This is a genomic window from Massilia orientalis (genome assembly GCF_030411975.2).
Classification (GTDB): Bacteria; Pseudomonadota; Gammaproteobacteria; order Burkholderiales; family Burkholderiaceae_D; genus Telluria; species Telluria orientalis.
Genome location: NZ_JASNRB020000008.1, coordinates 14,714 through 41,160 on the forward strand (window position 1 = coordinate 14,714; position 26,447 = coordinate 41,160).

At 65.3% G+C, this 26,447-nt stretch carries 26 protein-coding genes, 1 tRNA gene and 1 riboswitch; of the genes, 16 read left to right on the plus strand and 11 right to left on the minus strand.

What is annotated here, in order from left to right; all coding sequences use genetic code 11:
* The first annotated feature begins 83 nt into the window (after positions 1 to 83).
* The 3 genes from tssK (at position 84) to QPK29_RS13950 (ending at position 3,570) form a co-directional block, all read left to right on the plus strand.
* Positions 84 to 1,433 (plus strand): type VI secretion system baseplate subunit TssK, encoded by a 1,350-nt coding sequence (gene tssK / locus QPK29_RS13940; RefSeq protein ID WP_371772064.1) that lies wholly within the window; start codon positions 84 to 86, stop codon positions 1,431 to 1,433.
* Between the two features lie 6 nt (positions 1,434 to 1,439).
* Positions 1,440 to 2,627, plus strand: a complete 1,188-nt coding sequence (locus tag QPK29_RS13945; RefSeq protein ID WP_371772065.1) for a hypothetical protein — start codon at positions 1,440 to 1,442, stop codon at positions 2,625 to 2,627.
* Between the two features lie 322 nt (positions 2,628 to 2,949).
* Positions 2,950 to 3,570 carry a site-specific integrase gene (locus QPK29_RS13950; RefSeq protein ID WP_400189771.1) on the plus strand — a complete coding sequence of 207 codons (621 nt, stop codon included), beginning with the start codon at positions 2,950 to 2,952 and terminating at the stop codon, positions 3,568 to 3,570.
* Positions 3,571 to 3,649: 79 nt separating this feature from the next.
* Here the strand turns inward: QPK29_RS13950 and QPK29_RS13955 are convergent.
* The 9 genes from QPK29_RS13955 to QPK29_RS13995 form a co-directional block, all read right to left on the minus strand.
* A tRNA-Lys gene (locus QPK29_RS13955) sits at positions 3,650 to 3,725 on the minus strand.
* 46 nt (positions 3,726 to 3,771) lie between these two features.
* Complete coding sequence (gene ybgF / locus QPK29_RS13960) at positions 3,772 to 4,533, minus strand: tol-pal system protein YbgF (RefSeq protein WP_371772082.1); 762 nt, start codon at positions 4,531 to 4,533, stop codon at positions 3,772 to 3,774.
* A 250-nt stretch (positions 4,534 to 4,783) separates the two neighbouring features.
* Positions 4,784 to 5,311 carry a peptidoglycan-associated lipoprotein Pal gene (pal, locus tag QPK29_RS13965; RefSeq protein WP_371772067.1) on the minus strand — a complete coding sequence of 176 codons (528 nt, stop codon included), beginning with the start codon at positions 5,309 to 5,311 and terminating at the stop codon, positions 4,784 to 4,786.
* A 25-nt stretch (positions 5,312 to 5,336) separates the two neighbouring features.
* Positions 5,337 to 6,602, minus strand: coding sequence for a Tol-Pal system beta propeller repeat protein TolB (gene tolB, locus QPK29_RS13970; protein WP_371772068.1), 1,266 nt, complete (start codon positions 6,600 to 6,602; stop codon positions 5,337 to 5,339).
* A gap of 34 nt (positions 6,603 to 6,636) precedes the next feature.
* Positions 6,637 to 7,608, minus strand: coding sequence for a cell envelope integrity protein TolA (tolA, locus tag QPK29_RS13975; protein ID WP_371772069.1), 972 nt, complete (start codon positions 7,606 to 7,608; stop codon positions 6,637 to 6,639).
* A 10-nt stretch (positions 7,609 to 7,618) separates the two neighbouring features.
* Positions 7,619 to 8,047 (minus strand): biopolymer transporter ExbD, encoded by a 429-nt coding sequence (locus QPK29_RS13980; RefSeq protein ID WP_371772070.1) that lies wholly within the window; start codon positions 8,045 to 8,047, stop codon positions 7,619 to 7,621.
* Positions 8,048 to 8,068: 21 nt separating this feature from the next.
* On the minus strand, positions 8,069 to 8,752 hold the full coding sequence (tolQ, locus tag QPK29_RS13985) for a protein TolQ (RefSeq protein WP_036237603.1): 684 nt from the start codon (positions 8,750 to 8,752) through the stop codon (positions 8,069 to 8,071).
* 27 nt (positions 8,753 to 8,779) lie between these two features.
* A complete protein-coding gene (gene ybgC / locus QPK29_RS13990; protein WP_056127300.1) occupies positions 8,780 to 9,184 on the minus strand; it encodes a tol-pal system-associated acyl-CoA thioesterase in 405 nt (134 codons plus the stop codon).
* 217 nt (positions 9,185 to 9,401) lie between these two features.
* Complete coding sequence (locus tag QPK29_RS13995; RefSeq protein WP_056127303.1) at positions 9,402 to 10,151, minus strand: SDR family NAD(P)-dependent oxidoreductase; 750 nt, start codon at positions 10,149 to 10,151, stop codon at positions 9,402 to 9,404.
* Positions 10,152 to 10,293: 142 nt separating this feature from the next.
* A riboswitch (ZMP/ZTP riboswitch) is annotated at positions 10,294 to 10,427 on the plus strand.
* Positions 10,428 to 10,528: 101 nt separating this feature from the next.
* Between QPK29_RS13995 and glyA the strand changes: the two genes are divergently transcribed.
* The 10 genes from glyA to QPK29_RS14045 all read left to right on the plus strand — a co-directional run bounded on the left by glyA (position 10,529) and on the right by QPK29_RS14045 (position 19,564).
* A complete protein-coding gene (gene glyA / locus QPK29_RS14000; RefSeq protein ID WP_371772071.1) occupies positions 10,529 to 11,776 on the plus strand; it encodes a serine hydroxymethyltransferase in 1,248 nt (415 codons plus the stop codon).
* A 42-nt stretch (positions 11,777 to 11,818) separates the two neighbouring features.
* Positions 11,819 to 12,277: a transcriptional regulator NrdR gene (gene nrdR, locus QPK29_RS14005; protein ID WP_056127307.1), complete on the plus strand. Its 459-nt coding sequence runs from the start codon at positions 11,819 to 11,821 to the stop codon at positions 12,275 to 12,277.
* A gap of 115 nt (positions 12,278 to 12,392) precedes the next feature.
* Positions 12,393 to 12,950 carry a type IV pilus modification protein PilV gene (gene pilV / locus QPK29_RS14010; protein ID WP_056127311.1) on the plus strand — a complete coding sequence of 186 codons (558 nt, stop codon included), beginning with the start codon at positions 12,393 to 12,395 and terminating at the stop codon, positions 12,948 to 12,950.
* Positions 12,947 to 13,846 (plus strand): PilW family protein, encoded by a 900-nt coding sequence (locus tag QPK29_RS14015; protein WP_371772072.1) that lies wholly within the window; start codon positions 12,947 to 12,949, stop codon positions 13,844 to 13,846. Before pilV ends, QPK29_RS14015 begins: the two co-directional genes overlap by 4 nt.
* A complete protein-coding gene (locus tag QPK29_RS14020) occupies positions 13,843 to 14,598 on the plus strand; it encodes a pilus assembly PilX family protein (RefSeq protein ID WP_371772073.1) in 756 nt (251 codons plus the stop codon). The genes QPK29_RS14015 and QPK29_RS14020 overlap by 4 nt, the downstream gene beginning before the upstream one ends.
* A complete protein-coding gene (locus tag QPK29_RS14025; protein WP_371772083.1) occupies positions 14,507 to 15,031 on the plus strand; it encodes a type IV pilin protein in 525 nt (174 codons plus the stop codon). The genes QPK29_RS14020 and QPK29_RS14025 overlap by 92 nt, the downstream gene beginning before the upstream one ends.
* A complete protein-coding gene (locus tag QPK29_RS14030; protein ID WP_371772074.1) occupies positions 15,019 to 15,606 on the plus strand; it encodes a GspH/FimT family pseudopilin in 588 nt (195 codons plus the stop codon). The genes QPK29_RS14025 and QPK29_RS14030 overlap by 13 nt, the downstream gene beginning before the upstream one ends.
* Positions 15,607 to 15,721: 115 nt before the next feature.
* Positions 15,722 to 16,840, plus strand: a complete 1,119-nt coding sequence (ribD, locus tag QPK29_RS14035) for a bifunctional diaminohydroxyphosphoribosylaminopyrimidine deaminase/5-amino-6-(5-phosphoribosylamino)uracil reductase RibD (RefSeq protein ID WP_371772075.1) — start codon at positions 15,722 to 15,724, stop codon at positions 16,838 to 16,840.
* A gap of 31 nt (positions 16,841 to 16,871) precedes the next feature.
* Complete coding sequence (locus tag QPK29_RS14040; RefSeq protein WP_056127327.1) at positions 16,872 to 17,501, plus strand: riboflavin synthase; 630 nt, start codon at positions 16,872 to 16,874, stop codon at positions 17,499 to 17,501.
* 92 nt (positions 17,502 to 17,593) lie between these two features.
* The gene (locus QPK29_RS14045) at positions 17,594 to 19,564 is read left to right on the plus strand and encodes a S9 family peptidase (protein WP_371772076.1); all 1,971 of its coding nucleotides are present in this window, start codon (positions 17,594 to 17,596) and stop codon (positions 19,562 to 19,564) included.
* Here QPK29_RS14045 and QPK29_RS14050 read toward each other — a convergent pair whose 3' ends face one another.
* A complete protein-coding gene (locus tag QPK29_RS14050; protein ID WP_371772077.1) occupies positions 19,565 to 22,441 on the minus strand; it encodes a M16 family metallopeptidase in 2,877 nt (958 codons plus the stop codon). It abuts the gene before it with no gap.
* Positions 22,442 to 22,690: 249 nt separating this feature from the next.
* Between QPK29_RS14050 and ribBA the strand changes: the two genes are divergently transcribed.
* The 3 genes from ribBA to nusB are packed head-to-tail and all read left to right on the plus strand — an operon-like array spanning position 22,691 to position 24,818.
* On the plus strand, positions 22,691 to 23,806 hold the full coding sequence (ribBA, locus tag QPK29_RS14055) for a bifunctional 3,4-dihydroxy-2-butanone-4-phosphate synthase/GTP cyclohydrolase II (RefSeq protein ID WP_371772078.1): 1,116 nt from the start codon (positions 22,691 to 22,693) through the stop codon (positions 23,804 to 23,806).
* Between the two features lie 48 nt (positions 23,807 to 23,854).
* Positions 23,855 to 24,334 (plus strand): 6,7-dimethyl-8-ribityllumazine synthase, encoded by a 480-nt coding sequence (gene ribH / locus QPK29_RS14060; protein ID WP_056127338.1) that lies wholly within the window; start codon positions 23,855 to 23,857, stop codon positions 24,332 to 24,334.
* Between the two features lie 13 nt (positions 24,335 to 24,347).
* Positions 24,348 to 24,818, plus strand: coding sequence for a transcription antitermination factor NusB (nusB, locus tag QPK29_RS14065; protein WP_056127339.1), 471 nt, complete (start codon positions 24,348 to 24,350; stop codon positions 24,816 to 24,818).
* Between the two features lie 277 nt (positions 24,819 to 25,095).
* On the opposite strand, the gene QPK29_RS14070 is transcribed toward nusB, so the two are convergent.
* Positions 25,096 to 25,863 (minus strand): transglycosylase SLT domain-containing protein, encoded by a 768-nt coding sequence (locus QPK29_RS14070; protein ID WP_371772079.1) that lies wholly within the window; start codon positions 25,861 to 25,863, stop codon positions 25,096 to 25,098.
* Positions 25,864 to 26,447 lie beyond the last annotated feature (584 nt).

Sequence of the window (26,447 nt, forward strand, 5' to 3'; positions counted from 1 at the left end):
GTCGGTTGATTGGTCACAAGATTTTGGCGACAGGCAGCGCGGATCATGACGGCTGAGTCAGGTCATGAACCGGGAGCCGACAGATGAAAACACCATCCAAGATTCTTTGGACGGAAGGGGTGACGTTGCGTCCACAGCATTTCCAGCAGCAGGACCGCTACCACGAGGCGCGGCTGCATCGGATGACGGCCGCGCTACATCCATATGCGTGGGGACTCGCGGCGGAGGCGATCTGGGACGAGGAGGCGCTGGCCAACAACATCTTGCGTCCCGAGTCCTTGTCGCTGGTGTTCCAGGATGGCGAAACCTATGACGCGCCGGGATCGGACCCGCTGCCCGAAGCGGTCGAGCTGGCCGAGCTGCCTTCGAGTGAGCATCACTTCACTTTCTATGCGGCCCTTCCGGCCCATATACTGCATGGAGGGAACCTCGCCGGCGTTCGCGAACAGGACAAGGGGCAAGCGCGGTTTCGCCAGATCGCACTGGAGACGCCCGACCTGTACACGGACGCGCTGGACGCCAACATCGTGTACTTGGCCAAACAGGCGCGTCTGCTGTCGCATCTTGCGCCGCGCGCCGGAGACGTCAGCGTTCCTGTCTTGCGGCTGCGCCGGCGTGGTGGCGGATTCGAGATCGATCCGACATTCATTGCGCCGAGCCTGTCCGTCGCGGCGGCGCCCGCGCTGGCGCGGCTGCTGGACGCCTTGATGCAAAAGTTGCAGGCGAAAATCGATGCGCTCTACGCGGCTCAGCGCGAGCCGAGCAAGGATGTGGTCGTGCAGGGCGGAGACATGTCGTCGTTCTGGCTGCTCCAGACGATCAGCGCGGGTTGCGCGGCGCTGCACCACCATGCCCAAGGCCAGAAGTTTCATCCGGAACGCCTGTTCCAGGATCTGCTTGGTCTGGCTGGCGGCTTGATGGCGTTCTCGCGGAAGATCCGGGTCAAGGATCTGCCGGCGTACGACCATGAGGCGCCCGGACCCGCGTTCGCCAGGCTCGACGCTGTCCTGCGCGACCTGGTCGACACGGTCATCTCATCGAAGTTCGTCGCTATCCCGCTGGTTCAGGATTCCGCGCGGCCGTCGTACTTCGAGGGCAAGCTGCCGGACACTATCGACCAGAAGACTTTGCTGTGCCTTGGTGTGCGGGCCGATCTTCCTGCGCTGGAACTGGTGGCATTGGTGCCGGCGCGCTTCAAGATTGGCGCGCCGGACGACATCGGCCGGCTGGTCGCGTCCGCGCTGCCGGGCGTGGAACTGATGCACATGCCGCAGGTGCCGGCGGCGGTTCCCATCCGGCCGAACACTTATTACTTTGCGCTCCAGGACAAAGGACCGCTTTACGCGAACATGGTGCAGGGGCGGGCCGTGTCGGTATACGTGCCGTCCGGGATTCGCGATCTGGCGCTGGAACTGTTCGCCATAGCACCGTGAGGACTGATGATGGATGACCGTGTGAGCAATCGAATGGGATCGCCGAAGGGCAACCGCGTCCAGGAGGAGACTCGTGCGGTGGATGGTGCTCGCCGTCTGAGGCATTGGAACGGAAATCTTGTCGACACCAGCAATGCCTTCGCACGGAGCCATGTCGATACTCTCAACGGGAGGCCATATCCGGTCGCGTGGCGGCGCCAGGGGGCGGAGGAGGCGTGGACTCGGGCGATTGGCGAAACCGACCTCTGGCGACAGTGGAGTGCGCCGGGGACGTCGTGCGCGGCGATCAGGGACGAGATGCTCTGGCAGCTGGAACGGAATTTCCCGCTGCTTGAACAAGAATATGCGCCAGAGGTCCTCCGGAGCAATCAAACCCATATCGCTAACCAGGTCGGCGTGAATCTGCTGTACTGCCTGCACAAGGGCACCGTAACCGAAGCGACGCCTGCACTCGAATTACTGCTCGCGAACTCCGACGTCGACTTGAGTTTGCCGATGAGCATGGTAGCGCCGCCGTACGCGGCGCAATATCTGCATTTTGGCGACGTGGCGATGCGTCACCTGAAGACGCCGGCTTCCAATATGCGTGGCCATATGTTCGATGGGGCCTTTTGCTTTTTCGCTCCGCGCACGGATGCGCCAGATCGATGGCGCCTGGAGCTTATTCTCATCAGCAAGCGAGAGGATCGCTATAGCGGCCAGGTCACGCTGGCTGGCGAGACCGAGCGCGACAACACGAGCCTCGGCCAGTGGATGGAGTGGGTATTGGGCGCGGCTACCGGTCGGCTGGACAATGATTGTCGGGAAGCCATGCATGCCGTTGTCAGCTACGTGGTCAAGCTCTTCTTGTACATGGGCCTGAAAAACGCGCGCCGCGTGGAGCGTAATGATCATGACGACGCACTCAAACGAGCCAAGGGGCTGGGCGAGCGGAAGCGTGACAGGCTACTGAAGCGGACGGCGTCTCTCTATAACGCGATCCTGGTCGGCCCGGAGACGCTACCCGCGCAGGCCAGACCCTGTGGCGGCGGCTCGGCCGTTGCGCCGCACTGGCGTCGCGGGCACTTCCGGATGCAACCGTGCGGGCCGGGCTGGCAGGAGCGCAAGCTGATCTTCGTGGCGCCGGTGCTGATCAATGCGGAGCAGTTGCAGGGCGGAGCGCCGGTGCCGAAAGGGTACTGTGTGGATACGTGAGTCGCTGGAACAAGTTGGTCGGCCGGCAGTGGCATCGTTGCCGACAGTGTGAAATCGCATGTACCCATTCGCTAGAAAGAGCGCGTAAGTGCTGTTTTGAAGTCAGTCGGGTCGCGTCAGCGTCCAGTCATCGCCTGCAAGTCGGCCACGACTTGAGCACAAAGCTCCTGCCGATCACCGTCATGGTCGGCAACATAGGCCATGGCCAACAGGGAAAGTGGATGGACACCCAGGACCGAGGCGAGTTGCTCGAGTTTGTCAATCGTAGGGGAAGTCGAGCAATGCGACAGCGAACCGTTACCTCGCGCTGATTCGTGCGATCTTGCGTAAGGCATGCCTGGAGTGGGAGTGGATCGACCGGGTCCCGAAAGTGAAGATGTATCAGGAACCAAAGCGCCGTGTCCGATGGATCACGCCGAAGCAGGCCGGGGCGCTGTTGAATGCGCTACCCGAGCACCAGCGTGACATCGCGCTGTTCGCCCTCGCGACTGGGCTAAGGCAGAGCAATGTGGTACGTCTGCGCTGGTCACAGGTTGACCTTGAGCGACGTACAGCCTGGATCGCTGCTGATGAGGCAAAGGGCGGCGAGGACATCCACGTGTCGCTGTGTGACTTGGCGGTGGAGGTGCTGGAACGCCAGCGTGGCAAGCATGCGGAGCACGTCTTCACGTACAAGGGCAATCCGATCAGGTACGTGAACACGAAAGCCTGGCGCAACGCGCTGAAGCGGGCCGGCATCGCGGACTTCCGCTGGCACGACCTGCGCCACACCTGGGCGAGCTGGCTGATCCAGAACGGTACGCCGCTGTACGATTTGCAGGAGATGGGTGGCTGGAAGTCGGCCGCGATGGTGCGGCGGTACGCGCACTTGGCGCCGGCGCACATGGCGCGTCACGCGGCCGTGGTGGACGGGCTGCTGCGCGTCACAAGTACGGCACAGTAGGTAGAAGAGGGGACTGCTGCAGACACAAAAAAAGGCGTCACGATTACTCGTAACGCCTTGCTTTGCTACTGCTGAATTCTGGTAGGCCGTGCTGGGCTCGAACCAGCGACCAACGGATTAAAAGTCCGCTGCTCTACCAACTGAGCTAACGACCCGAAAGAAGCAAGATTATAGGGGGAAACTGCGGTCGTGTCAAACGGCTTACTTCAGCGCCGCCAGCCGGTCCTTGGCTGCTTGCGCGGCGGCCGAGTCCGGAAACTTCGACACGAGCTGCTGCAGGGCCTTCTTGGCATTTTTCTTGTCCTTCAGCTCCGTATAGCTGGAGGCGATGTTGAGCATGGCGTCAGGGGCCTTCGCGCTCGTGCCGTAGTTGGCGACGACGGCTTCCTGGGCGGCGATCGCGTTCTTGTAGTCGCGCTGCGCGTAATAGGCGTTGCCGAGCCAGTATTGGGCATTGGCGGCATAGGCCGAGTCGGGGAAGCGGCGCACGAACTCCTGCAGGGCGCCGGCCGCGGCCTTGTAGTCGCCCGATTTGAACAGGTCCATCGCGCTGTCGTAGGTTTTCTTTTCGGACGGCAGGACTTCGGCGGTCTGGCCGTCGATCGTTTCCTGGCGCGGTTCGAGTTTCTTGACGCGGGCGTCGAGATCGGCGTACAGGTCTTTCTGGTTCTTCTGGACGTTGGCGATCTCGTTGGCGAGGACTTCGACCTGGCCGCGCAGGCGCGAGATTTCCTGCATGGTCTGTTCGTGCTGGTTCAGCATGTCGACGCCGATCGATTTGTCGGCCTTCGTGTCGACGCGGGCGTTGATGTCGCGTGCCAGTGCATCGACCTTGGCGCGCAGGTCGAGTATCGCCTTGCGGGCTTCATCGTCGTCGAGCAGGCCGGCGTTTGCCTGCAGGGGCAGCCAGGCGGTCAGGGCGAGGGCGACGGCGGCGAGGCGGAACTGGGACAGTTTGATCATCATGACTCTTTCTAAACTTAAAGGGAGCCTCGAAAAACCGTCGCGAGCGGCCGCAATGTCGGCCGAGAAGCGCAGCTGTACGAGCAGTACAGCGAGCATCGCAGGACGGCAGTGCAACGCGCAGCAGGTTTGTCGACGCTCCCAGGGAATCCAAATGGAAACGGGGCGGGATGCAGTCTGCACCGCATCCCGCCCCGCTGTCAAATCTGCCGGGAGCGCCAGCTCTCAGGCAGGCAAGACAGCGTCCCGATTATTGGTAGACGATGTCCGCGCGGCGGTTTTCAGCCCAGGCAGCTTCGTCGTGGCCGGTGGCCTTCGGCTTTTCCTTGCCCAGCGAAACAGCTTCCATCTGGCTGTCCGACACGCCCAGGGCAGCCATCGACTTGCGCACGGCTTCGGCGCGCTTCTGGCCCAGGGCCAGGTTGTATTCGGTGCCGCCGCGCTCGTCGGTGTTGCCCTGGATCAGGACCTTGCGCTGCGTGTTCTTGGTCAGGTAAGCCGAGTGGTTCTCGACGACCGGCTTGCCGTCGTCACGGACAACGTAGCTGTCGAAGTCGAAGTACACGCTGCGGTTCGCCAGGACGCCTTTCGGGTCGTTCAGCGGATCGACGCTGCCGGTTTCGACCGGCTTGATTTCACGTGCAGGTTCGGCCGGCGGCGTTGCCTGGGCGACCGGCTTTTCTTCGACTTTCGGGGCTTCCTGCAGCTTGGTCGACGAGCATGCCGACAGCAGGGCGGCGGCAGCCACGATGAACGCTACACTTTTTACATTACGCATGGTTTTTCTCCTGGTCAAAAAGTTTTTACTTCATAAACGGGCCCCAGCTGGGCTCCCGAATGTTTCCCGCTTGGGTGCTCAGGCGCTGCTTGACACGTCCGTCGACCGACACAACGGCCAATGCGGTACGCCCGCCACCCTTCGTCGCATACATGATGTATTTGCCGTTCGGCGAAAAACTCGGTTCGGTGGCCCCATCGGCCAAGCGTTGTTCCTGACCGGAAGCCAGGTCCATCGCATACAGGGAAAAACCCCCATCGCGTTGCGAAATCCACGCCAGCGTCTTGCCGTCCGGGGATACACGAGGGCTGATATTGTAGTTGCCGTTGAACGTGACGCGGGTTGCCTGCCCGCCGTTCACGCTCATCTTGTAAATTTGCGGACCGCCGCTGCGGTCGCTGGTGAAGTAAATCGACTGGCCGTCGTGCGAGAACTGCGGCTCGGTGTCGATGCCGTTGCTATTCGATACGCGGCGCAGGCCGCTGCCGTCCGCGTTCACGATCCAGATTTGCGTATTGCCGGTCTTCGACAGGGCGAGAGCCAGCTTCGTGCCGTCCGGCGACCAGGCCGGTGCGGAGTTGTTGCCCTTCTCGTTGGCCACCACGGTACGCTGGCCCGTCACCAGGTTCTGCACGTAGATCACGGGCTTGCGCAGTTCGAACGAGACGTACGCGACCTTCGTGCCGTCCGGCGACCACGACGGCGAGATGATCGGCTCGCGGCCGTGCGCGGCGACCTGTTCGCCTTCGCCGTCCGCGTCGGCCACGACGAGCTTGTAGTCGCGCGCGGCCGGATCCTGCTTCACGTACGTGATGCGGGTCGAGAAGATGCCGCGCACGCCGGTCAGTTTTTCGTAGACGTCGTCGGCGATGCGGTGGCCTTCCAGGCGCGTATTGCGCGCCGTGACGGCATCGGACAGTTGCGACAGCTGCGACTGCTTGACGGTGTCGAGCAGTTTATAACGCACCTGGAAGCGGCCGTCCGCGAGACGCTGCACGGAACCCACGACGAGCGCGTCGGCACCGCTGGCCTTGAAGGCGGCCAGGTCGATGTTGGCGGTGTCGGAAATGGCCTGGCGCGCGTCGATGACCTTGAACACGCCGCTGCGTTCGAGGTCGGCGCGGATGATGGCGGACACCTGTTCGGGGGCCACCGATTCGTCGGCGAATGCCGCGACTGCGACCGGGATCTGGTTGCTGCCCACGCCGGCGATTTCGACTTTCAGCTGGGCATGTGCAGCCACGCCCATCAGGAGGGTGGCCGAAAACAGCAGGGTATGTAGTTTCTTCATGTTTCTCTCAGCAATGGTTAAGGTCGGAACGCGATCACTGCAGATCCTTCATATGGAACTCGATCACGAGGGAACGCTCTACCGTACCATCTTTCTTCTTGGGCAGTGGGGACGATTTGGCGATGCCTTTTTCGACGGCGTCGTCGAACGAAGGCACACCACTGCTCTTGATCTTCCTGACCGAAATGATCTCGCCGGTCGGCAACTGCTCGACGCGGAACGTCGCCGTCGGGTTGCCCGGTTCGTCCAGGCTGCCCGCGTACGACGTATTGCCTTTTACCTTGCCCCGGATGGCCGCGCCATATCCGGTGTCGATGCGCGGCGCCGTCGACTTCTCGGCTGTGCCGGTGCTGGTCGGGTTGCCTGCCGCGCCCGTGATGCGGCGCATTTCCGCGGCGCGCGCGGCATCCAGTTTCTTCTGTTCTTCGGCGGCCTTTTTCTTCTTGTCCGCTTCCTCTTTCTTTTTCTTTTCCGCGTCTTCTTTTTTCTTTTTCTCGGCTTCTTTCTTTTCCGCGTCGGCCTTGGCCTTCTTCTCTTCGAGTTCGCGTTCCTTCTTCTCGGCGAGCGCCTTCGCTTTCTTTTCTTCCGCGCGTTTCTGTTCCGCCAGTTCGCGTTCGCGCTCTTCCTCGAGCTGCTTGCGCTTCAATTCTTCCTTGCGTTTCTTTTCGCGCTCGAGGGCGATGTCCGGCGCCTTCGGCTGCGGCTTTTCGACGACGGGCGGCGGCTCCACGGCTTTCGGCGCGGGTTGCGGCGGCGGGGTCTCGGGTTCGGGTTCCGGCTCGGGCGCCGGGGCGGGCGGCGGCGCGGCGGTCTGCGTCGTCACGTCCCAGATTTCCGCCTCGACGGCGACGGGCGCATTGTTCTGCCAGCTCACGCCGATCCACAGGAACGCCAGCAGCATGGCGTGCACGCCCACCGCCAGGCCGATGGCCGGCCAGCGGTTCGGTTCAGGCGGCACGCTGTAAGGCGTGCCGTTGCCGATGTTGGTCTGCTTCGTTGCTGACATCAGTTCGTCTTCACTTCGTGGCCAGGCCGACGCGGGTGATACCCATCTTCTTGGCTTCCGAAATCAGCTGGATGACGTCATCGTATTTGCTGTCGCGGTCGCCAGCTATCAAGACCGGGTAATCCGGATGCTCGGCGTGCAGGTCGCGCAGGCGCGTGACGAGCGTCGAACGGCTCGATACGTCTTCCAGCGGCTGCGGATTCTTGCCCGTGATGCCGATCTGCAGCTGGGCATTCTCCTTGATCGCGACCTGGATGTAGTCGTCCGGCGGCTGCGTCGAGCGCTCGGCGCTGGGCAGCTTGATCTCGCTGGGGTTCTGCGTCGGCGGCACCGCCATGAAGATGATGAGCAGCACCAGCATCACGTCGATGTACGGTACGACGTTGATCTCGGACTTGAGCTTGCGACGGCTGCCCCGCAGGCTGCTGTTGAAGGCCATGTCGGTTCCTCGTGACGGCGATCAGCGCGACTGGCGCTGCAGGATGTTCGAGAATTCCTCGACGAAGCTTTCGAAGCGGATCGCGAGGCGGTCGATGTCGTGGGTGAAGCGGTTGTACGCGACCACGGCTGGAATGGCCGCGAACAGGCCGATGGCGGTCGCGATCAGCGCTTCGGCGATGCCCGGCGCAACCGTGGCCAGCGTGGCCTGCTGCACGTTCGCGAGGCCGCGGAACGCGTTCATGATGCCCCACACGGTACCGAGCAGGCCGATGTACGGCGAGACCGAACCGACCGACGCCAGGAAGTTCAGGTGCGTGTCCATCTGGTCCAGTTCGCGGTGGAACGCGGCGCGCATCGCACGGCGGGCGCCGTCCAGCACCGCGCCCATGTCGAGCGCGTCGCGCGACGCCTGCTTGCCCTTGATGAACTCGCCCATGCCCGCTTCGAAGATGCGGGCCAGCGGACCGCTCTGGTCGCGCTGGCTGCTGGCGCTCTGGTGCAGGGTGTGCAGGTTGCCGCCGGCCCAGAAGCTGCGCTCGAACTGTTCCGTCTGGCGGCGTGCCGCGCGGATCGCGAACAGCTTGCGGAAAATATATGTCCAGCTCATCAGGGAAATCGCGAACAGCAGGGCCATCAGCAACTGTACCAGCACGTGGGCATGGCGGATCAGTTCAATGAATGAGAGGTCTTGGACTGCGTTCATTGGATATATATTTGGTCAAATGGATGATCAGGCGGCACGCATTTTAGCAGCGGCAAGGTCGGGGAGGGAACGTGGACGCATCGTGACGGCATCGATGCAGCCGACCCGGACATCGGCGCTGGCGAGCAGCGTATCGCCGCGCCAGGCTTGCTGGTCGAACTCGACGGACGCGCGGCCGAGCTTTTCCACGTTCAGGGTCAGTTTCACTTCATCGTCCAGGCGCGCGGACGCGACGTAGTCGACGCTGGCATTGCGCACGACGAACAGCGCGCCGTCCTCGTCGCGCAGGGTTTGCTGATCGATGCCGAGCGAACGCAGCCATTCGGTGCGCGCACGTTCGAAGAACTTCAGGTAATTGGCGTAGTACACGATGCCGCCGGCGTCCGTATCCTCGTAATAGACGCGAACTGTCCAGGTGAAAACTGAAGGCATTTCAGCTGCCATAAATGAAAATGGGAAACATTTTACGCCATTTATACCCGTTATACGTGCGCCAGGGTACATATACTTGGGTATGAGTGGCCGGCGTGAGAATGTGAGAGGCTCATGCCAAGCCAGCAACTGTAGCACTTTTTCATTTTGGCCGGCGCCGCTGTTACAAAGCGAAAACAATTCGTTCGCCGGTCGGCCGATTTTTGTGCTTGACGCCTCAGCCCAGGTTGCGCTTGATGTTGAGCGGACCGTAGCCCTGACAGGTCGGCATCATCTCGATCTGGTTGATGTTGACGTGCGGCGGCAGGGAGGCGATCCAGTAGGCGGTCTCGGCGATGTCTTCGGCCGTCAGCGGCTGCGTGCCTTCGTAGACCTTGGCCGCGGCCGCGTCGTCGCGCAGGCGCACGTTCGAGAACTCGGTACCGCCGCACAGGCCCGGCGCGATGTTCGTCGCGCGCACGCCGGTGCCGGCGAGGTCGGCGCGCAGGTTCAGCGTGAACTGCTCGACGAACGCCTTGGTGGCGCCGTACACGTTCCCGCCCGGATACGGGGTGCGGCCGGCCACGGAGCCGATGTTGATGACCAGGCCATTGCCGCGCTCGACCATCGCGGGCAGCAGGGCGTGCGTCATCGTGACGAGGCCCTTGATGTTCGTGGCGATCATCGTTTCCCAGTCTTCCAGCGGCACCTCGTACGCCGGCTTCGTGTTCAGGGCCAGGCCGGCATTGTTGATCAGGACGTCGATCTGGCGCCAGGATTGCGGCAGCATCGACAGCGCTTCCTCGATCGAATTCTTGTCGGTGACGTCCATCGCGATCGGCAGGGCGGATTCGCCCAGTTCCTTGGCCAACGCATCCAGACGGTCCTTGCGACGCGCCGCCAGCACCACCTGGTGGCCGTTCTTGACGAAAGTGCGCGCCATGGCGGCGCCGAAGCCGGCCGATGCGCCGGTGATGAAAACGATCATTTTGGTTTTTGCCTGGCAGGTTGTAACCGTGAGATTGTAGCTGAAATGACCACGCGGGGCAGCGCCGGAGGCCGGGTTGACAGGTCGGCATCGGTTTCCTTGCCTGGCAGCCGCACAATCCCGTACAATCCGGGGTTCCATTTACATCTCACGTGACTGGCGAAAACCGTGCGCTGCCGTCCGATCAGGAGCGATCGGCCTGCCGGCGCGTGGCGAAGGTGGGCACCCACCGGGGAACGTGAGATTTCAAACTTGCCGTTCGCCTGGGCAGCCACCGACTGGTACGCGTTGGTATCGCGGCTGCCCCGCATGTGTTTCGGCTCCCGCCTGTTCAGCGCTGACCGTTGCCTGGTTCTCTTATCGATTGGAGTTTTTTCATGTTTGCAAAAGATCACACGCTCGCCAAGGTTGACCCGGAACTGTTTGATGCCATCCAGAAGGAAAACAAGCGCCAGCAGGACCACATCGAGCTGATCGCATCCGAGAACTACACGTCGCCGGCCGTGATGCAGGCCCAGGGCTCGCAACTGACCAACAAGTACGCCGAAGGCTATCCGGGCAAGCGCTACTACGGCGGCTGCGAATACGTCGACGTCGCCGAGCAGCTGGCGATCGACCGCGTGAAGGAACTGTTCGGCGCCGAAGCCGCGAACGTCCAGCCGAACTCGGGTTCGCAGGCGAACCAGGGCGTGTTCTTCGCGATGCTGAAGCCGGGCGACACCATCATGGGCATGTCGCTGGCCGAAGGCGGCCACCTGACCCACGGCATGGCGCTGAACATGTCGGGCAAGTGGTTCAACGTCATCTCCTACGGCCTGACCGAGCAGGAAGACATCGACTACGAGCAGATGGAACGCCTGGCGCGCGAGCACAAGCCGAAGCTGATCATCGCCGGCGCCTCCGCCTTCGCCCTGCGTATCGACTTCGAGCGCTTCGCCCGCGTGGCGAAGGAAGTCGGCGCCTACTTCATGGTCGACATGGCCCACTACGCCGGCCTGATCGCCGCCGGCGAATACCCGAACCCGGTCCCGCACGCCGACTTCGTCACGTCGACGACGCACAAGTCGCTGCGCGGCCCGCGCGGCGGCATCATCCTGATGAAGGCCGAGCACGAGAAGGCCATCAACTCCGCGATCTTCCCGGGCATCCAGGGTGGTCCGCTGATGCACGTGATCGCCGGTAAAGCGGTCGCCTTCAAGGAAGCGCTGTCGCCGGAATTCAAGGCCTACCAGCAGCAGGTCGTCAAGAACGCCAAGGCGCTGGCCGAGACGCTGATCTCGCGCGGCCTGCGCATCGTCTCGGGCCGTACCGAGTCGCACGTGATGCTCGTCGACCTGCGTTCGAAAGGCCTGACCGGCAAGGAAGCGGAAGCCATCCTGGGCCAGGCGCACATGACCTGCAACAAGAACGGCATCCCGAACGACCCGCAGAAGCCGTTCGTGACGTCGGGCATCCGCCTGGGCAGCCCGGCCTTCACGACCCGCGGCTTCAAGGAAGAAGACGCCGTCAAGGTCGGCCACCTGATCGCCGACGTGCTGGACAACCCGCACGACGCCGCGACCATCGAGCGCGTCAAGGCGGAAGTCAAGCAACTGACCGACAAGTACCCGGTCTACGAAGCGTAAAGCGATAGGGAGGGCGCCCTTGCGGCGCCCTCTACGAGCCCCATGAAATGTCCGTTCTGTCAGCATGAAGACACCCAGGTCCTCGATACCCGCGTATCCGAGGAAGGTGACGCCATCCGCCGCCGGCGCCGCTGCGTCGCGTGCGACAAGCGGTTCACCACGTACGAACGGATCGAGCTCTCGATGCCGTTCATCGTCAAGAAGAACGGCAGCCGTACCGAATACGAATCCTCCAAGCTGCGCGGCAGCCTGATGCTCGCGCTGCGCAAGCGTCCCGTGGCGGCCGAAGCCATCGACCGCGCCGTCGCCTCCATCGAAGAAAAACTTCTTACCAGCGGCCGGCGCGAGGTCGACACGGGCCATGTCGGCGAGCTGGTGATGCAGGAACTCAAGCGTCTCGACAAGATCGCCTACATCCGCTTCGCCTCCGTCTACAAGAACTTCGAAGACCTGGCCGAGTTCCAGGAAGCCATCGCCGAAGTGGGCCAGCCGCGCAAATAAGCGCGTCACTTTTCCCGGTTTTTAGTTCCCTCCTCACGGTTGAGTCGCCACACGGCTTGCCGGAGCTCGACTGTTACCTTGTCAGCTCTGTTCAACGCAATGCTGGAGGTCGTCGATGCGGTCGCTGTCGGGTTCGCCACTGAGCGTGCGCGCGGGGTTTACACTGGTCGAAGTGCTCGTCGCCCTGTTCGTCGTCGCGCTCGGCATCGCCGGCGCGGCCGCGCTGCAGACGCTGGCCGTGCGCTCTGCGCGCGACGCGGCCCGCCTGTCCGACGGCACCCGCCTGGCGCGCTCGCTGGCCGAGCGCATGCGCACCAATCCCGGTGCGCTGGCGCAGTCCGACAACCCCTATCTCCACCTCGATTATGACGCCAACGCCGGTGGTGCGCCGGCCGCACCGGCGCTGTGCTATGCGGACACGGATTGCGACGCGGACGACCTGGCGCGCTTCGACGTGTTCGAAGTGGCCGAGACCGTGGCGGCCGGTTTCCCCGGGGGACGCATCCGCGTGTGCCGCGATGCGGGCCGGCCCGATGCCGCCGGCGTACTGCCCTGGACCTGCGACGGGGAAGACGGCGCGCCCGTTGTCGTCAAGCTCGGCTGGCGCGCGCAAGGCGACAGCGAGACCGGTGCCCCAAAGCTGATGATGCCGCTGGCGGGAGCGGCGCCATGAACGCGTGGATCCATCAGCGTGGCCTGACGCTGGTCGAACTGATGGTGGCGCTGACGATCGGCCTCGGCATCGTGCTGATGGCCGGACGCCTGCTCGTGCTCGCGAACGGCGCATACGCGGCCCAGGCCGAGTCGGGCGGCGTGGAGGACGGCGGACGCTTCGCCATCGACCTCATCGGCCGCGCCATACGCCAGGCCGGCGCCGCCGATCCCGACATGCTGGCCGACCCCGCCGCGGACAATGCCCCGGCACGCCTCGCGGGACTGGATGCGCGCACCTTGTCCCGTGCCGCGGCCGCCATCGACGATCCGCTGCCGGCCGCCGTCAACGGCAGCGACGTGCTGGCGGTCCGCTTTCCCGGCGACGCCAGCGCCGTCGATTGCGCCGGCTTCCCGGTCGCGGCGGGCGAGGAGGGCTGGAGCATCTTCTACGTGGCGCGCAACGGTGAAGGCGAGGCCGAGCTGCACTGCAAATACCGCGGCGCCGCGCACTGGAGCGCGGACGCGGTGGTCGGCGGCGTGGACGGCTTCCAGGTGCTGTACGGCGTCGATACTGACGACCCGCCGGACGGCACGCCCAACCTCTATGTGAACGCGACGGGGATCGACGCGCTCGATGCCGGCTTCGCCGCCCTGCCTCCGGCCGAGTTCAACCGGCGGACGCACTGGAAACGCGTCGTCGGCGTACGCGTGGGCCTGCTGCTGCACGGCAGCCGTCCCACGCGTGGCGAACCCGGTAGCGCGCGCTACGACCTGCTGGGTGCCGGATATGCGTCCGCGGCGGGGTTTGACGACCCCGGCAGCTCGCTCGACGAAGCGCGTATGACGCCGGACCTGCGCCGGCGCGAGCGGCGGCTGTTCACGTTCACGGCCGCGGTGCCGGCGCCGCCATCATGAGGACGTTCGCACGCGAACGCGGACTGGCCCTCGTCTGCGCGCTGACCTTGATGCTGGCGACGATGGTGATCGGCGTGGCCGTCGCGCGCGGGGCGTTCGTCCTGCTGGCGTCCGCGCGCAACGAGCGCGACCGCGACGTTGCGCAGGCGGCGGCCGAGGCGGCCCTGCGCGACGCCGAGCACGACGTCGCCGGCGCGGCGGGCGTGCCGGCGGAGCGCACCGCGCACTTCGGTCCGGTGGGCGGCGACGCGTTCGCGGAGGACTGCGGCCGCGGTGCGGACGACGTCGGGCTGTGCCGCGAGCGGTCGCCGCCGGCATGGCAGGCGCTCGACCTGGCGGACGCCGGCAACCCGGCGCTCGTGCCCTATGGCCGGTTCACGAGCGCCGTGCTGGCGGTCGGCCGTGGGGGCTTGACCGCGCGGCTGCCGGCCTACGTCATCGAAAGGATCGCGCCGGCGGGGGCGGTGGCGCAACAGGGCAGCTTTTATCGCGTCACGGCCATCGGCTTCGGGATGCGGACGTCGACGCGGGTCGTATTGCAGTCGCTGGTCCGGCTGCCGCCGCCGGCGAGCGGCGCCGGAGGCGATCACGGACATGGAAACGACGATGATGAAGGACATGACAATGGCAACGAGGACGCACGCGGCGGCGGCAACGGCGATCGGCCGCCGGAACGCCGGCTTCCGGCCGGCCGTATCGGCTGGCGCGAGATCGCGAACTGGGACGAGCTGCACGCCCGTACCCGGCCATGATGCGGGATTCACGCTCGTCGAATTGATGATCGTCCTGACTATCCTCTGCATCCTCGGCGCGCTCGCGTACCCGTCCTACGCCGGCTACACCGTGCGCGTCAGGCGCGTCGAGGGCCAGGTGGCGCTGATCGACGCCATGCAGCGCCAGGAGCGCTACCGCCTCCAGCATCAGACGTATGTCGAGTTCTCGGCGAGCGAGCCCGGCGCGGACGGCTTCGCGTGGTGGTCGGGCTCCAGCGCGTCCGCCAGCGCCTACGAGCTCGACGCGCATGCCTGTCCCGGCCGCGAGATCGGGGACTGCGTCGAGATCCGCGCCCGTCCCGGCACGGCCCGCGTCGACATGCGCTTCCGCGATCCCGATTGCGGCGCGCTGACGCTCGACAGTACCGGGCACCAGGGCGCGGAACACCCGGAGGCGCGATGTTGGCCGTGACATCCATTCCCAGGCGCGCCCGGCGGCCGGCCGGGGTGACGCTGCCCGAACTGTGCATCGTGCTCGCCGTGTCCGCGATCGTGCTGGCCATCGCCGTGCCCGACCTGCGCGACCTCGTGCGGACGCAGCAGCTGAAGGCCGCCACCGGCGACCTGTTCGCGGCCATCGACCTCGCGCGGGCGCAGGCGCTCGCGCGCGGGCGGCACGTCAAGGTGGTGCCGCGCGATCCGCTCGGGGCCGACTGGCGCCAGGGCTGGCAAGTGCTCAGTGACCCCGACCGAGACCGCGACGGTGGTGGCCAGCCGGGGGAGGGCGAGCTGATCGCGGAGCACGGGCCGCTGGCGCCGGGCATTGCCATCGACTTCGCTTTCACGAATGTCGCACGGCCGTACTATATCGCCTACAATGGCGCGGGACGCAGTTGCGCCGACGGTAACAGCGCGGCGGCGCGCTGGGGAACGGTGTCGCTGTTTCATGGCGGGCACATCCGCCGTATTAAAATCAACATGCTGGGCCGGGCGCGCGTGTGCGATCCGGCGCGCGATGCGGGTTGCGACGGCGCACCGGCGCCATGACAATTAGGCGGCGGTGAACCGTCAAGCGGCGAGTCGCCGCCAGCGTGAACCTTCAAGCGGCGGGACGCCGCCAGTGCGAACCTGGCAACACAACGTAGCGAGACCGGAAACGAGAGTGCAGATACAGAGCGATACCGACGGCATGGCGCTGGCCCTGGAATGGGCGGCGAAGGGTATGTACATCACCGCGCCCAACCCGCGCATCGGCTGCGTGATCGTGCGCGACGGCACCGTCATCGGCGCGGGCCACACGCAGGCCGCGGGCCAGGCCCATGCCGAGATCCAGGCGCTGCGCGATGCGCAGGCGCGCGGCAACGACGTGCGCGGCGCCACCGCCTACGTGACGCTGGAGCCGTGCAGCCATTACGGCCGCACGCCGCCGTGCTCGAACGCGCTGATCCAGGCGGGCGTCGGCCGCGTCGTGGCGGCGATGGTCGATCCGAATCCGCTCGTCGCCGGCCGCGGCCTCGCGCAGCTGGAAGCGGCCGGGATCGAGGTCAGCGCGGGCCTGCTGGCCGAACCGGCCCATGAATTGAACATCGGCTTCTTCACGCGCATGCGCCACGGGCGGCCGTGGGTGCGCCTGAAGACGGCGGCCAGCCTGGACGGCGTCACGGCGCTGGACAACGGCGAGAGCCAGTGGATCACGAGCCCCCAGGCGCGCGCGGACGGCCACGCGTGGCGCGCGCGCGCGAGCGCGATCCTGACCGGCATCGGCACGATCAAGGTCGACAACCCGCAGCTGACGGTGCGCGGCATCGACACGCCGCTGCAGCCGCGCCGCGTGATCGTCGACAGCCGCCTCGACATCGACCTCGACGCGTGCATCCTCCAGGGCGAGCCGTGCTGGATCGTGGCCGCCGTGCCGGACGCGGACAAGGAAGCGGCGCTGCAGGCGCTGGGACACGAGATCCTCATGTTGCCGAATGCGTCCGGCAAGGTCGACCTGCCCGCGCTGATGCGCGAGCTGGGGCGGCGCGAGATCAACGAGCTGCACGTCGAGGCCGGTTCCAAGCTGAACGCCTCGCTCGTGCGCGAGGGCTGCGTGGACGAGCTGCTCGTCTACCTCGCGCCCAGCCTCGTCGGCCCGGGACAGGGGATGTTCGCGCTGCCGCCGCTCGCGCACCTCGCCGACAAGCTGCCGCTGCATTTCCACGGCGTGGCCCAGGTCGGGCCGGACCTGCGCATCCTGGCGCGTTTCAAGCGGGACGAGGATCCGAAGCGCCACGCGTAATACCGATACTGTCAAAACAAAGGAAGAGATCATGTTCACCGGAATCGTCGCTGCCGTCGGCAGCATCAAATCGGTTACCCCGCTGGCGGACGGCGCGGATGCCGGCGTGCGCCTGGACATCGACGCGGGCGGCCTGCCGCTTGCCGACGTCGCGCTGGGCGACTCGATCGCCATCAACGGCGCCTGCATGACCGTCGTCGAAAAGACGGACAGCGCCTTCGCGGTCGACGTCTCGCGCGAGAGCCTCAATCGCACGGTGGGCCTCGACCAGCCGGGCGAAGTGAACCTGGAAAAGGCGCTGACCCTGGCCGAGCGCCTGGGCGGCCACCTCGTCTCGGGCCATGTCGACGGCCTCGGCGACGTGCACAGCTTCGAGCAGGTGGGCGAGTCGTGGAAGCTCGTCGTCGACGCGCCTCGCGACCTGGGCAAGTACCTGGCCTATAAAGGTTCCGTCGTCGTGAACGGCGTGTCGCTGACCGTCAACAGCGTCGAGGACATCGACGCCGCCGGCAGCCAGTGCTGCCGCTTCTCGATCAACCTGATCCCGCACACGATCGCCGTTACGACGCTGAAGCACCTGCGCGCCGGCAAGAAGGTCAATCTCGAGATCGACCTCATCGCGCGCTACGTGGAGCGCATGCTCAGCGCCGCCAAGGCCTGAGCGAATGGCGTAGACTGCCTGCTGGCCTGCGTGCCAGCGTAGCCGGCCTGCCCGTCTTTACGTTGGCATCGCAACGATAACAAGGACGAGACATGACCCGGGACCTTTCCCTCGATCGCAAGACCGTCGCGCGCGGCGCGGCATTGACCGTGCTGCTGGCGGCGGCCGCGTTGGCACATGCCGATCCAGCCGGCATGCGCACCTACCGAACGCTCGCGATGACGGCAAACGGCGAGCGCATCGCGGCGGTGGAAGCGGTGGAGGGTGAACCGAAGACGGGGCCGCGCATCGTCGTGCGCGACACGGCCACCGGCCGGATCGCGTCGACGTGGCAGAAATCCGATTGCGCGCCATGCCGCCTGGAGTCCCTCGCGTGGTCGCCGGACCAGAAGACATTGGCCGCCATCGTCGCCGATCCGAGGGCCGGCACCGCCAGCGTCGTGCTGGTGCGCGACGGCCGCGTGACGACGCTGGCCACGATCGGGGGCGTCGCCGGCACGGTGCGCTGGTCACCGGACGGCCGCCAGGTCGCCTTCCTCGCGACGGTCGGCGCGAAGAAGCTCACGGGTGCCGTCGAGGCGGGGGCGCGCCAGGTCGGCGAGATCGGCCTCGCGCAGGAAGAGGACGAGCAGCGCATCGCGATCGTGCCCGCGGCAGGCGGGGACTACCGCCTCGTGTCGCCAGGCGATACCTTTATCTACGAATATGACTGGACGCCGGACGGCAAGGGCTTCGTCGTCACGAGCGCGCGGGGCAATGGCGACAACAATTGGTGGATCGCAACGCTCGGCCACGTCGACGCGGCGAGCGGCCGCCTGCGCATCATCGCGGCGCCGAAGATGCAGATGAACATGCCCCACGTGTCGCCGGACGGTCGCACGGTCGCGTTCATCGGTGGCCTGATGAGCGACTTCGGCTCCGTCGGCGGCGACGTGTACACGGTGCCGCTGGAAGGCGGGGAACCGGTCGACGTCACGCCGGATTACAAAGGCACGTTCAACGGCATCACGTGGCGCGGCAAGGAGTTGCTCGCGTCCGTGCTGGCCGGCAGCGACGCCGGCATCGCCGCGATCGATCCCGTGGCGCGCAGCGCGCGCATGCTGTGGCAGGCGCCCGTGGGCGTCTCGGCGGGACGCGACGGGCGGGTCGTGTTCAGCGCGGACGGCCGCGTGGCCGCGTCGGTGACGGAAGACTTCGAGCACGCGCCGCGCATCGTCGCCGGACGCCTGCCGGAACTGGTGCCCATCACCCGCGACAACGACGGGTTCCTGCCGCAGGTCGCCGCGCGCAGCATCGGCTGGACCAACGACGGGTTCAACGTGCAGGGCTGGCTGCTGGGCCCGCGCAGCGTCGAGGCGGGCCGCACCTACCCGATGATCGTGCAGGTGCATGGCGGCCCGGCGGCGGCGGCGTCGCCGCGCTACGTGGCGGCCGGCGACAACGGCAACCCGCTCGCGCGCGACCTCGTGAAGGAAGGGTATTTCGTCTTCATGCCGAACCCGCGCGGCAGCTATGGCCAGGGCGCGGCGTTTACGCGCGCGAACCGGCGCGACTTCGGCGGCGGCGACTGGCGCGACATCCTGGCCGGCGTCGACGCGGTCATCGCGCGCGCGCCCATCGACGGCAACCGCCTCGGGCTGATGGGGCATTCCTACGGCGGCTTCATGACGATGTGGGGCGTCACGCACAGCCAGCGCTTCAAGGCCGCGGTGGCCGGCGCCGGCATCGCCAACTGGATCAGCTACTACGGCCAGAACGGCATCGACCAGTGGATGGTGCCGTACTTCGGCGCGACGATGTACGACGATCCCGCCGTCTACCGCGCCGCGTCGCCGATCGAATCGATCAAGGTGGCGCGCACGCCGACCTTCGTCTACGTGGGCGAGCGCGACGTCGAGTGCCCGCCGGCGCAATCGTTCGAGTTCTGGCACGGCCTGAAGGCGATGGGCGTGCCGACCACCTTGCTCGTGGTTGACGGCGAGGGACACGCGTTCCGCAAGCCGGAGAACCAGCGCGACCTGCGGGCGCGCGAGATCGCGTGGTTCAACAAGTACTTGAAGTAATCAGGATTCGCCGGGTTTCTTTCCGGTGTCATTCCGTGCCTGGGCCGCGGCGGCCTTGGCCTCCGGATTCAGCACCACCTGCACGTAGTTCTCCTTGTTCAGGTAGCGCTGCGCCGCCCGCTTGACGTCGTCCACGGTGAGGTTCTGGATGTCCTTGTCGAACGTGAGGATGGTGCCCGGATCGGTGCCTTCCGTCAGCGACGTCTGCAGGGCGGCCAGCCAGTACGCGTTTTCCTGCAGCGACTTGCGGTAGGTCTGCAGCCAGTTCGTCTTGACCTTGTCCAGGTCTTCCTGCGTCGGACCATCCTTGCGCATGTGATCGATCTCCGCGAACGTTGCCTCCAGCACCTTGTCGACGTTGTCCGGGCCCGTCGGCAACTGGACGCCGATCGTATAGTGGCTGTACGGGATGCGCGTCATCGAGGCTTCCATGCCGCCGCCATAGATCAGGCCCAGCTTTTCGCGCAGGATGTCGATGATGCGGATGTTCATCACTTCCGTCAGCGCGGACAGGCGCAGTTCTTCCAGTTCCGTCACCTCGCTCGGGCCCGTGAACGTCAGCGACACGTTGCTGCGGTCTTCCGAGCCGCTCTTGATTTCGCGCTTGACGACGCCCGTCACGGGACGGATGCCGAGGTCGCGGAAGGCGGTCGGGATGTCCGGCGTGGGCAGGCTGCCGAGGTAGGTCGCGATCAGCGGCTTGATGGCGGCCACGTCGAAACTGCCCACGAAGATGAACGTCAGGTCCTTGGCGCTGGAAAAGCGTTGGCGGTAGATGGCGATCGCGCGGTCGAGGTCGATCTTGCCGATGTCTTCGGGACGCAGGGCGCGCGGGGCACGCGGATTATTGTTGTAGAGCGTGGCCAGCACGGTGTCGCCGAACAGGGCGCCCGGCTGCGACAGGCGATTGCGCGCCAGTTCCATCTGCTTGCCGATGAACGATTTGTACAGGTCTTCGTCGCGGCGCACGCCGGCGAACTTCAGCCACACCATCTGCAGCATCGTCTCGACGTCGGTGGCGCCCGCCGTGCCCGCGACGACGTCGGTGTTGTTGCCCAGGCCCGCGCTCACGGAGGCGGCCTTGCCGGCCAGGATCTTGCGCATGTCCAGCGGCGAGAAATCCTTCAGGCCCATCGCGGCGACGATCGTGTCGGCGTAGCGGGCGTTGAACATGTCCTTGTCGTCGAACAGGCTCTGGCCGCCGAACCGCGCGGCGCTCATCAGGACCTGGTCGTTGCGGAACGTCGTCGGCTTGAGGATCACCTTGACGCCGTTCGACAGCGTCAGCCGCGTGAGGCCGAGGCTCCCATCGCGGCTTTCCTCGACGATCTTGCCGGGCGCGGGCGGCTGGTCCATCAGGTGCGCGGCGACGGCCTTTTCGTCGTGCGCCTTCACGTCGCGCTTCTCGGCCTTCGTGACGGCGGCCAGCAATTGCGCGCCGGTGGGAATCGGGGCGTCGCCTTCCGTCTTGGTCGACCCCGTGTAGATCACGAGCTTGCCGGAGTCGGCCGGGATGGTCCTGGCGGCGTAGGCATTGATCTCCGCGAGCGTGATCCCGGGTGCCAGTTCCTTCACGTAGCGGTACTCCGCATCGATGCCGGGAATCGATTCGCCTTCGAGGAAGTTACGCATCAGTTCGGCGGCGTGGACGGCGGAATCCGTCTTGTCGCGCTCGTTCCAGGCGCGCTCGTAGGTGCGCATCATCGTCTTCTTCATGCGATCGAGTTCGCTCGCCGTGAAGCCGAAGCGGCGGGCCCGCTCGTTTTCCTGCACGAGCGCGTCGATGGCGACGGTGGCGCCGTTCATGCCCAGCGCGGCCATCGCGTTGTACGAGCGGTAGCGCGGCGTCAGGCGCGACAGGGCGCTGCTCGCGCCGATGAACGGCGGGGAGGGCAGCGCCGACAATTCCTGCAGGCGCTGGTTCAGCATGCCCGCGAACAGCGCTTCGACCAGTTGCTCGCGGTAGCCGCGCAGGGTGGCGCGCTCATGGAACGGTTGCAGCGGGTAGCGGATCAGGATCGACGCCGGGCCCGCTTCCTTGTCGGTGACGACGAGCGCCTCGTTGTCCGTGCGTGCCGGGATCTTCGCGTAGTCGCGCGGACGCGCGTGAGCGGGATTCTTCAGGCCGGCGAAATGACGGCGGATCAATTTCTCGGCCTGGGCGGGATCGATGTCGCCCACGGCGACGACCGCCATCAGGTCGGGGCGGTACCAGTCCTTGTAGAAGCGGCGCAGCGTGTCCGGCTTGAAGGTGCGGATGACGTCTTCCTGGCCGATCGGCAGGCGGTCGGCATAGCGCGAGCCGTTGTAGATCTTCGGCATCAGGACCTTCTGCATGCGGTCGCCGGCGCCCTTGCCGAGGCGGGCTTCCTCGAGGACGATGTCGCGTTCCTTGTCGATGTCGGCGTCCGTCAGCGTGAGGCCGTGGGCCCAGTCTTCCAGTACGAGGAAGGCCTTGTCGAGGTCGTCCTTGCGGTCGGACGGCACGGGCAGGATGTAGACGGTTTCGTCGAACGAGGTGTAGGCGTTCAGGTCGGCGCCGAACTTCACGCCGATCGACTGCAGGTACGAGACGAGCTCGTGCTTCTTGAAATGGCGCGAGCCGTTGAAGGCCATGTGCTCGGTGAAGTGGGCCAGGCCCTGCTGGTCCTCGTCCTCGAGGATCGAGCCGGCCTTGACGACGAGGCGCAGTTCCAGCTTGTGCTCGGGCATGCGGTTGCGCTGGATATAGTAGGTCAGGCCATTGTCGAGCTTGCCGACCTTGACCTGGGCCCCGATCGGCAGCGGATCGTCGAGCTTGAGGGACGCGCCCGGCGCCACGCCCTGCACGAGCAGGGCGGCGACGAGAAAAGTGATGCGGGCGATACGGATGAGCATGCGACGACGTCCTCGGCACGGAAAAAAATCATTCTACCTTGCCCGGCTTAGGCCACACTTGTAAATGAGCATGATGTAATGCAGGCCGAACAAAGCGGGTCGTTGTCATTATGCAACGAAACAATGCCACGACAGTGGTAGCGGGACTCTAGAGTGCGCGGCCCCCGACGGGGATACGGCCGAGGACTGGCAAATCCTTTAAAATAGCGGATTTCCGCACCAGCCGGTCCGTACTCTCGAGGAATCCACATGCCCATCTCCACCACCCAGGAAATCGTTGACGAACTGCGCGCCGGGCGCATGGTCATTTTGGTCGACGAGGAAGACCGCGAGAACGAGGGCGACCTGGTGCTCGCCGCCGAACACGTCACGCCGGAGGCGATCAATTTCATGATCCGCCATGCGCGCGGCCTCGTCTGCCTGACCCTGTCCGAGGAGATTTGCGACCGCCTCGAACTGCCGATGATGACGACCCGCAACGGCACGTCGTTCGGCACCAACTTCACCGTCTCGATCGAGGCGGCGGAAGGCGTCACGACGGGCATCTCCGCGGCGGACCGCGCCCGCACCATCCAGGTGGCGGTGGCGAAGGATGCGAGGCCGGAAGACCTCGTCCAGCCGGGCCACATCTTCCCGCTGCGTGCCGTCAAGGGCGGCGTGCTGATGCGCGCCGGCCATACGGAGGCGGGCTGTGACCTCACGGAAATGGCGGGCCTGACCCCGGCGTCCGTCATCTGCGAGATCATCAAGGAAGACGGCACGATGGCACGCCTGCCGGACCTGCTGGAATTCGCGCAGGAGCACAACCTCAAGATCGGCACCATCGCCGACCTGATCCATTACCGCAGCCAGAACGAGACCCTCGTCGAGCGCGTGGCGGAGCGTTCGCTGGCCACCGTGCACGGCGAGTTCAAGCTGGTGGCCTTCCGCGACAAGCCGAGCGGCTCGGCGCACCTGGCGCTCGTCCACGGCGACCCGCAGGAGGACCGCGAGACGCTCGTGCGCGTGCACCAGCCGGTGTCGATCCTCGACCTGCTGGACAGCGCCTCGACGTCGCACTCGTGGAATCTCGCCGCCGCGATGCAGGCCGTGAAGCAGGCGGAGGCGGGCGTCATCGTCCTGCTCGACTGCGCCGAAACGGCCGACGAATTGTTCGCCCAGTTCCAGGACAAGCCGACGCGCCCGGTCGGCCGCGCGGCCAACCTGGACCTGCGCACCTACGGTATCGGCGCGCAGATCCTGCGCCAGCTCGGCGTGCGCAAGATGAAGCTGCTGGCCAACCCGCGCAAGATGCCGTCGATGGCCGGTTTCGACCTCGAAGTCACCGGCTACCTGGCCAAGCCCGGATGCGACGTCTCGGCATAACGCGGTACCATTGAACTATTAATCAACGAAAGAACAAGAGGCATAGCCATGACGGTAGGAACTTTTGAAAGCAATCTGGCAGGTGAAGGCCTGCGCATCGGTATCGTGCAGGCACGTTTCAATGCCGATGTCGGCCATGGCCTGCTGTCGGCCTGCCTGGCAGAACTGAAGCACCTGGGCGTGGCCGACGAGGACATCCTGCACGTGACCGTGCCGGGCGCGCTGGAAATCCCGCTGGCCCTGCAAAAGATGGCCGAGACGCAGCAATTCGACTCGCTGATCGCGCTGGGCGCCGTCATCCGCGGTGAAACCTACCATTTCGAGCTCGTGTCGAACGAGTCGGGCGCCGGCATCACCCGCATCGGCCTGGATTACGGCATGCCGATCGCCAACGCCGTGCTGACGACGGAAAACGACGAGCAGGCGGAAGCCCGCATGGCCGAGAAGGGCACCGATGCGGCACGCGTTGCGGTCGAGATGGCCAACCTGCTGCTGGGCCTCGAAGAACTGCAGGCCGAAGAAGAGTAAATCGAGTACAACCATGACTGACAAGACATCGCACGCCAATCCCAACAAGAACCGCACGCCGCGCCACCGCGCGCGCGAGTTCGCACTGCAGGGGCTGTATCAATGGCTGCTGAACAATGAACCGGCCTCCACGGTCGTCACCAACATCCGCACCGCGCACGGCTTCGACAAGGCCGACGGCGAATACTTCACGGAGCTGCTGAACGGCGCGATCGCCCAGTCGGTCGAGCTGCGCGAAGTGATTGCGCCGACCGTCGACCGCCCGATCGCGGAAGTGTCGCCGATCGAGCACGCCGTGCTGCTGCTCGGCGCGTACGAGCTGAAGAACCAGATCGAGATCCCGTACCGCGTCGTGATCAACGAAGCCGTGGAACTGGCCAAGTCGTTCGGCGGTATCGACGGCCACAAGTACGTGAACGGCGTGCTCGACCGCCTGGCCGGCAAGCTGCGTCCGGACGAGGTGAACGCGGACGCACGACGCTGATTCGTTGCCCCCGCTACATATATATAGTGAGAAAGCCGCCCTGGGAAACCAGGGCGGCTTTTTTATGTGGCTGCGCCGGAACGTCGTTCCGCGCAGGCGGGAACCCAAGACGAAGTGACCGGCAGTCGAAGCGCTTGTTCACTCGGCAGCTCGAACAAACCGGGCCCCTGCCGCCGCAGGGGCGACGGTCAGGGAGCGGTACAGGTAAAAAATGAAAGCCACCGTAGCTTGCGCCGACGGTGGCTTTCGACCAGGAAAGGAGTGTAAGGGTGAGGACTCAGAGTCCGGCGACGGTCTCGCCGGTCTGGGTGCTGCCGTGGGCCGTATCGGCCGCCGCGGTGTCCGGCTTGGCCGGCGCGCTGGCCGCTTTCTGGGCCAGGGTCGTGCTCGGGGCCGCGGCCGGCGGGAAGTAGATCGGGACGTTCTTGCCGCTCGCGACCTGTTTCAGGCGCTTGTATTCGGTCAGGACCTTGGAACCGTAGCCGGAGTCGTCGTCGGCCGCCGCGGCGCCGACGTAGCTCTTGAGGGCGCCTTCGACGGAGCCCGTGCGCTTCACGTAATCCTTCAGGATCAGGGCGCCGACACGGATGTTGGCGACCGGATTCAGGGCAGCCTGCGAGCCGCCGACTTCCTCGAATTTGTCGCTGTGGACCTTGGACATCACCTGCATCAGGCCCTGCGCGCCCATCGGGCTTTCCGCGAACGGATTCAGGCCCGATTCGATGGCCATCACGGCCAGGATCAGCAGGGGATCCAGCTTGATCTCGTGCGCCGTGCTGTACGCGGTCGTGACGAGCATGTTGGCGGCGTCGCCGGCCACGCGGTAGCGGCGCGACAGCCAGTCCGTCACATACTTCTGCTGACGGGTGGGGCGGTTCGCCGCCTTGTCGTCGTTCGCGATCTCGACGGCGTCCGCGCCGCGCGCTGCGACGAGCTGTACCGCGGGATTGGCGGTGGCAACCTGCGCCGGCACGGCGTGTTGCGGGCTCAGGAAATCCGACACCCGTTTTGCAAAATCGGGGCGGCTGTACAGCAGGGCAATCATTGCTACTGCGGAAAGACCGAAAACGGTCAAGGTATGTTGTGCGGTGGTCAAAACACCGCGTGCCGCTTTGATCACGGAAGACCACGTGACTGGCTGGCTGGCCATCTGTTGGACGAGCCTTGCGCTCGTGCCGATGAAGCGATGGATCATCGTCTCTCCTTTGTCGCGGAAAAAGCCATCCCGTCACCGCGCTGGAAGCGCAGCGTTCGAACGAACTCATGCCGTGCATCAGAAAACCGTCCGTCGCCGCCTGTAGCGGTCGAGGAACGCCGTCATTGCTTGCTTCAGCTGGGCCGCGCTGCAGTGGAGGCGCCCAGTAGCTAACAACTGTCTCGGGGTTGGTTGGGCAGACGCCCAGTGAAAACACTCCTAAAATGTCGCTGGGGCCCCGACCCCGTGAAAGAATGAGACCGGCTAGAATCACGTCTTGGACGGGCCTGCCTCACTTGATACGGCGGATTGTAGAAGCTCGTTTATATCAAGTCAATACTAGCACTCACGCGTTCTATTACTTTTAGATCTAAAGAACGCACAGGCGCTCATCAATTCTTTGGCAAATCAACCACTTGCCGGCGATTGTTAGC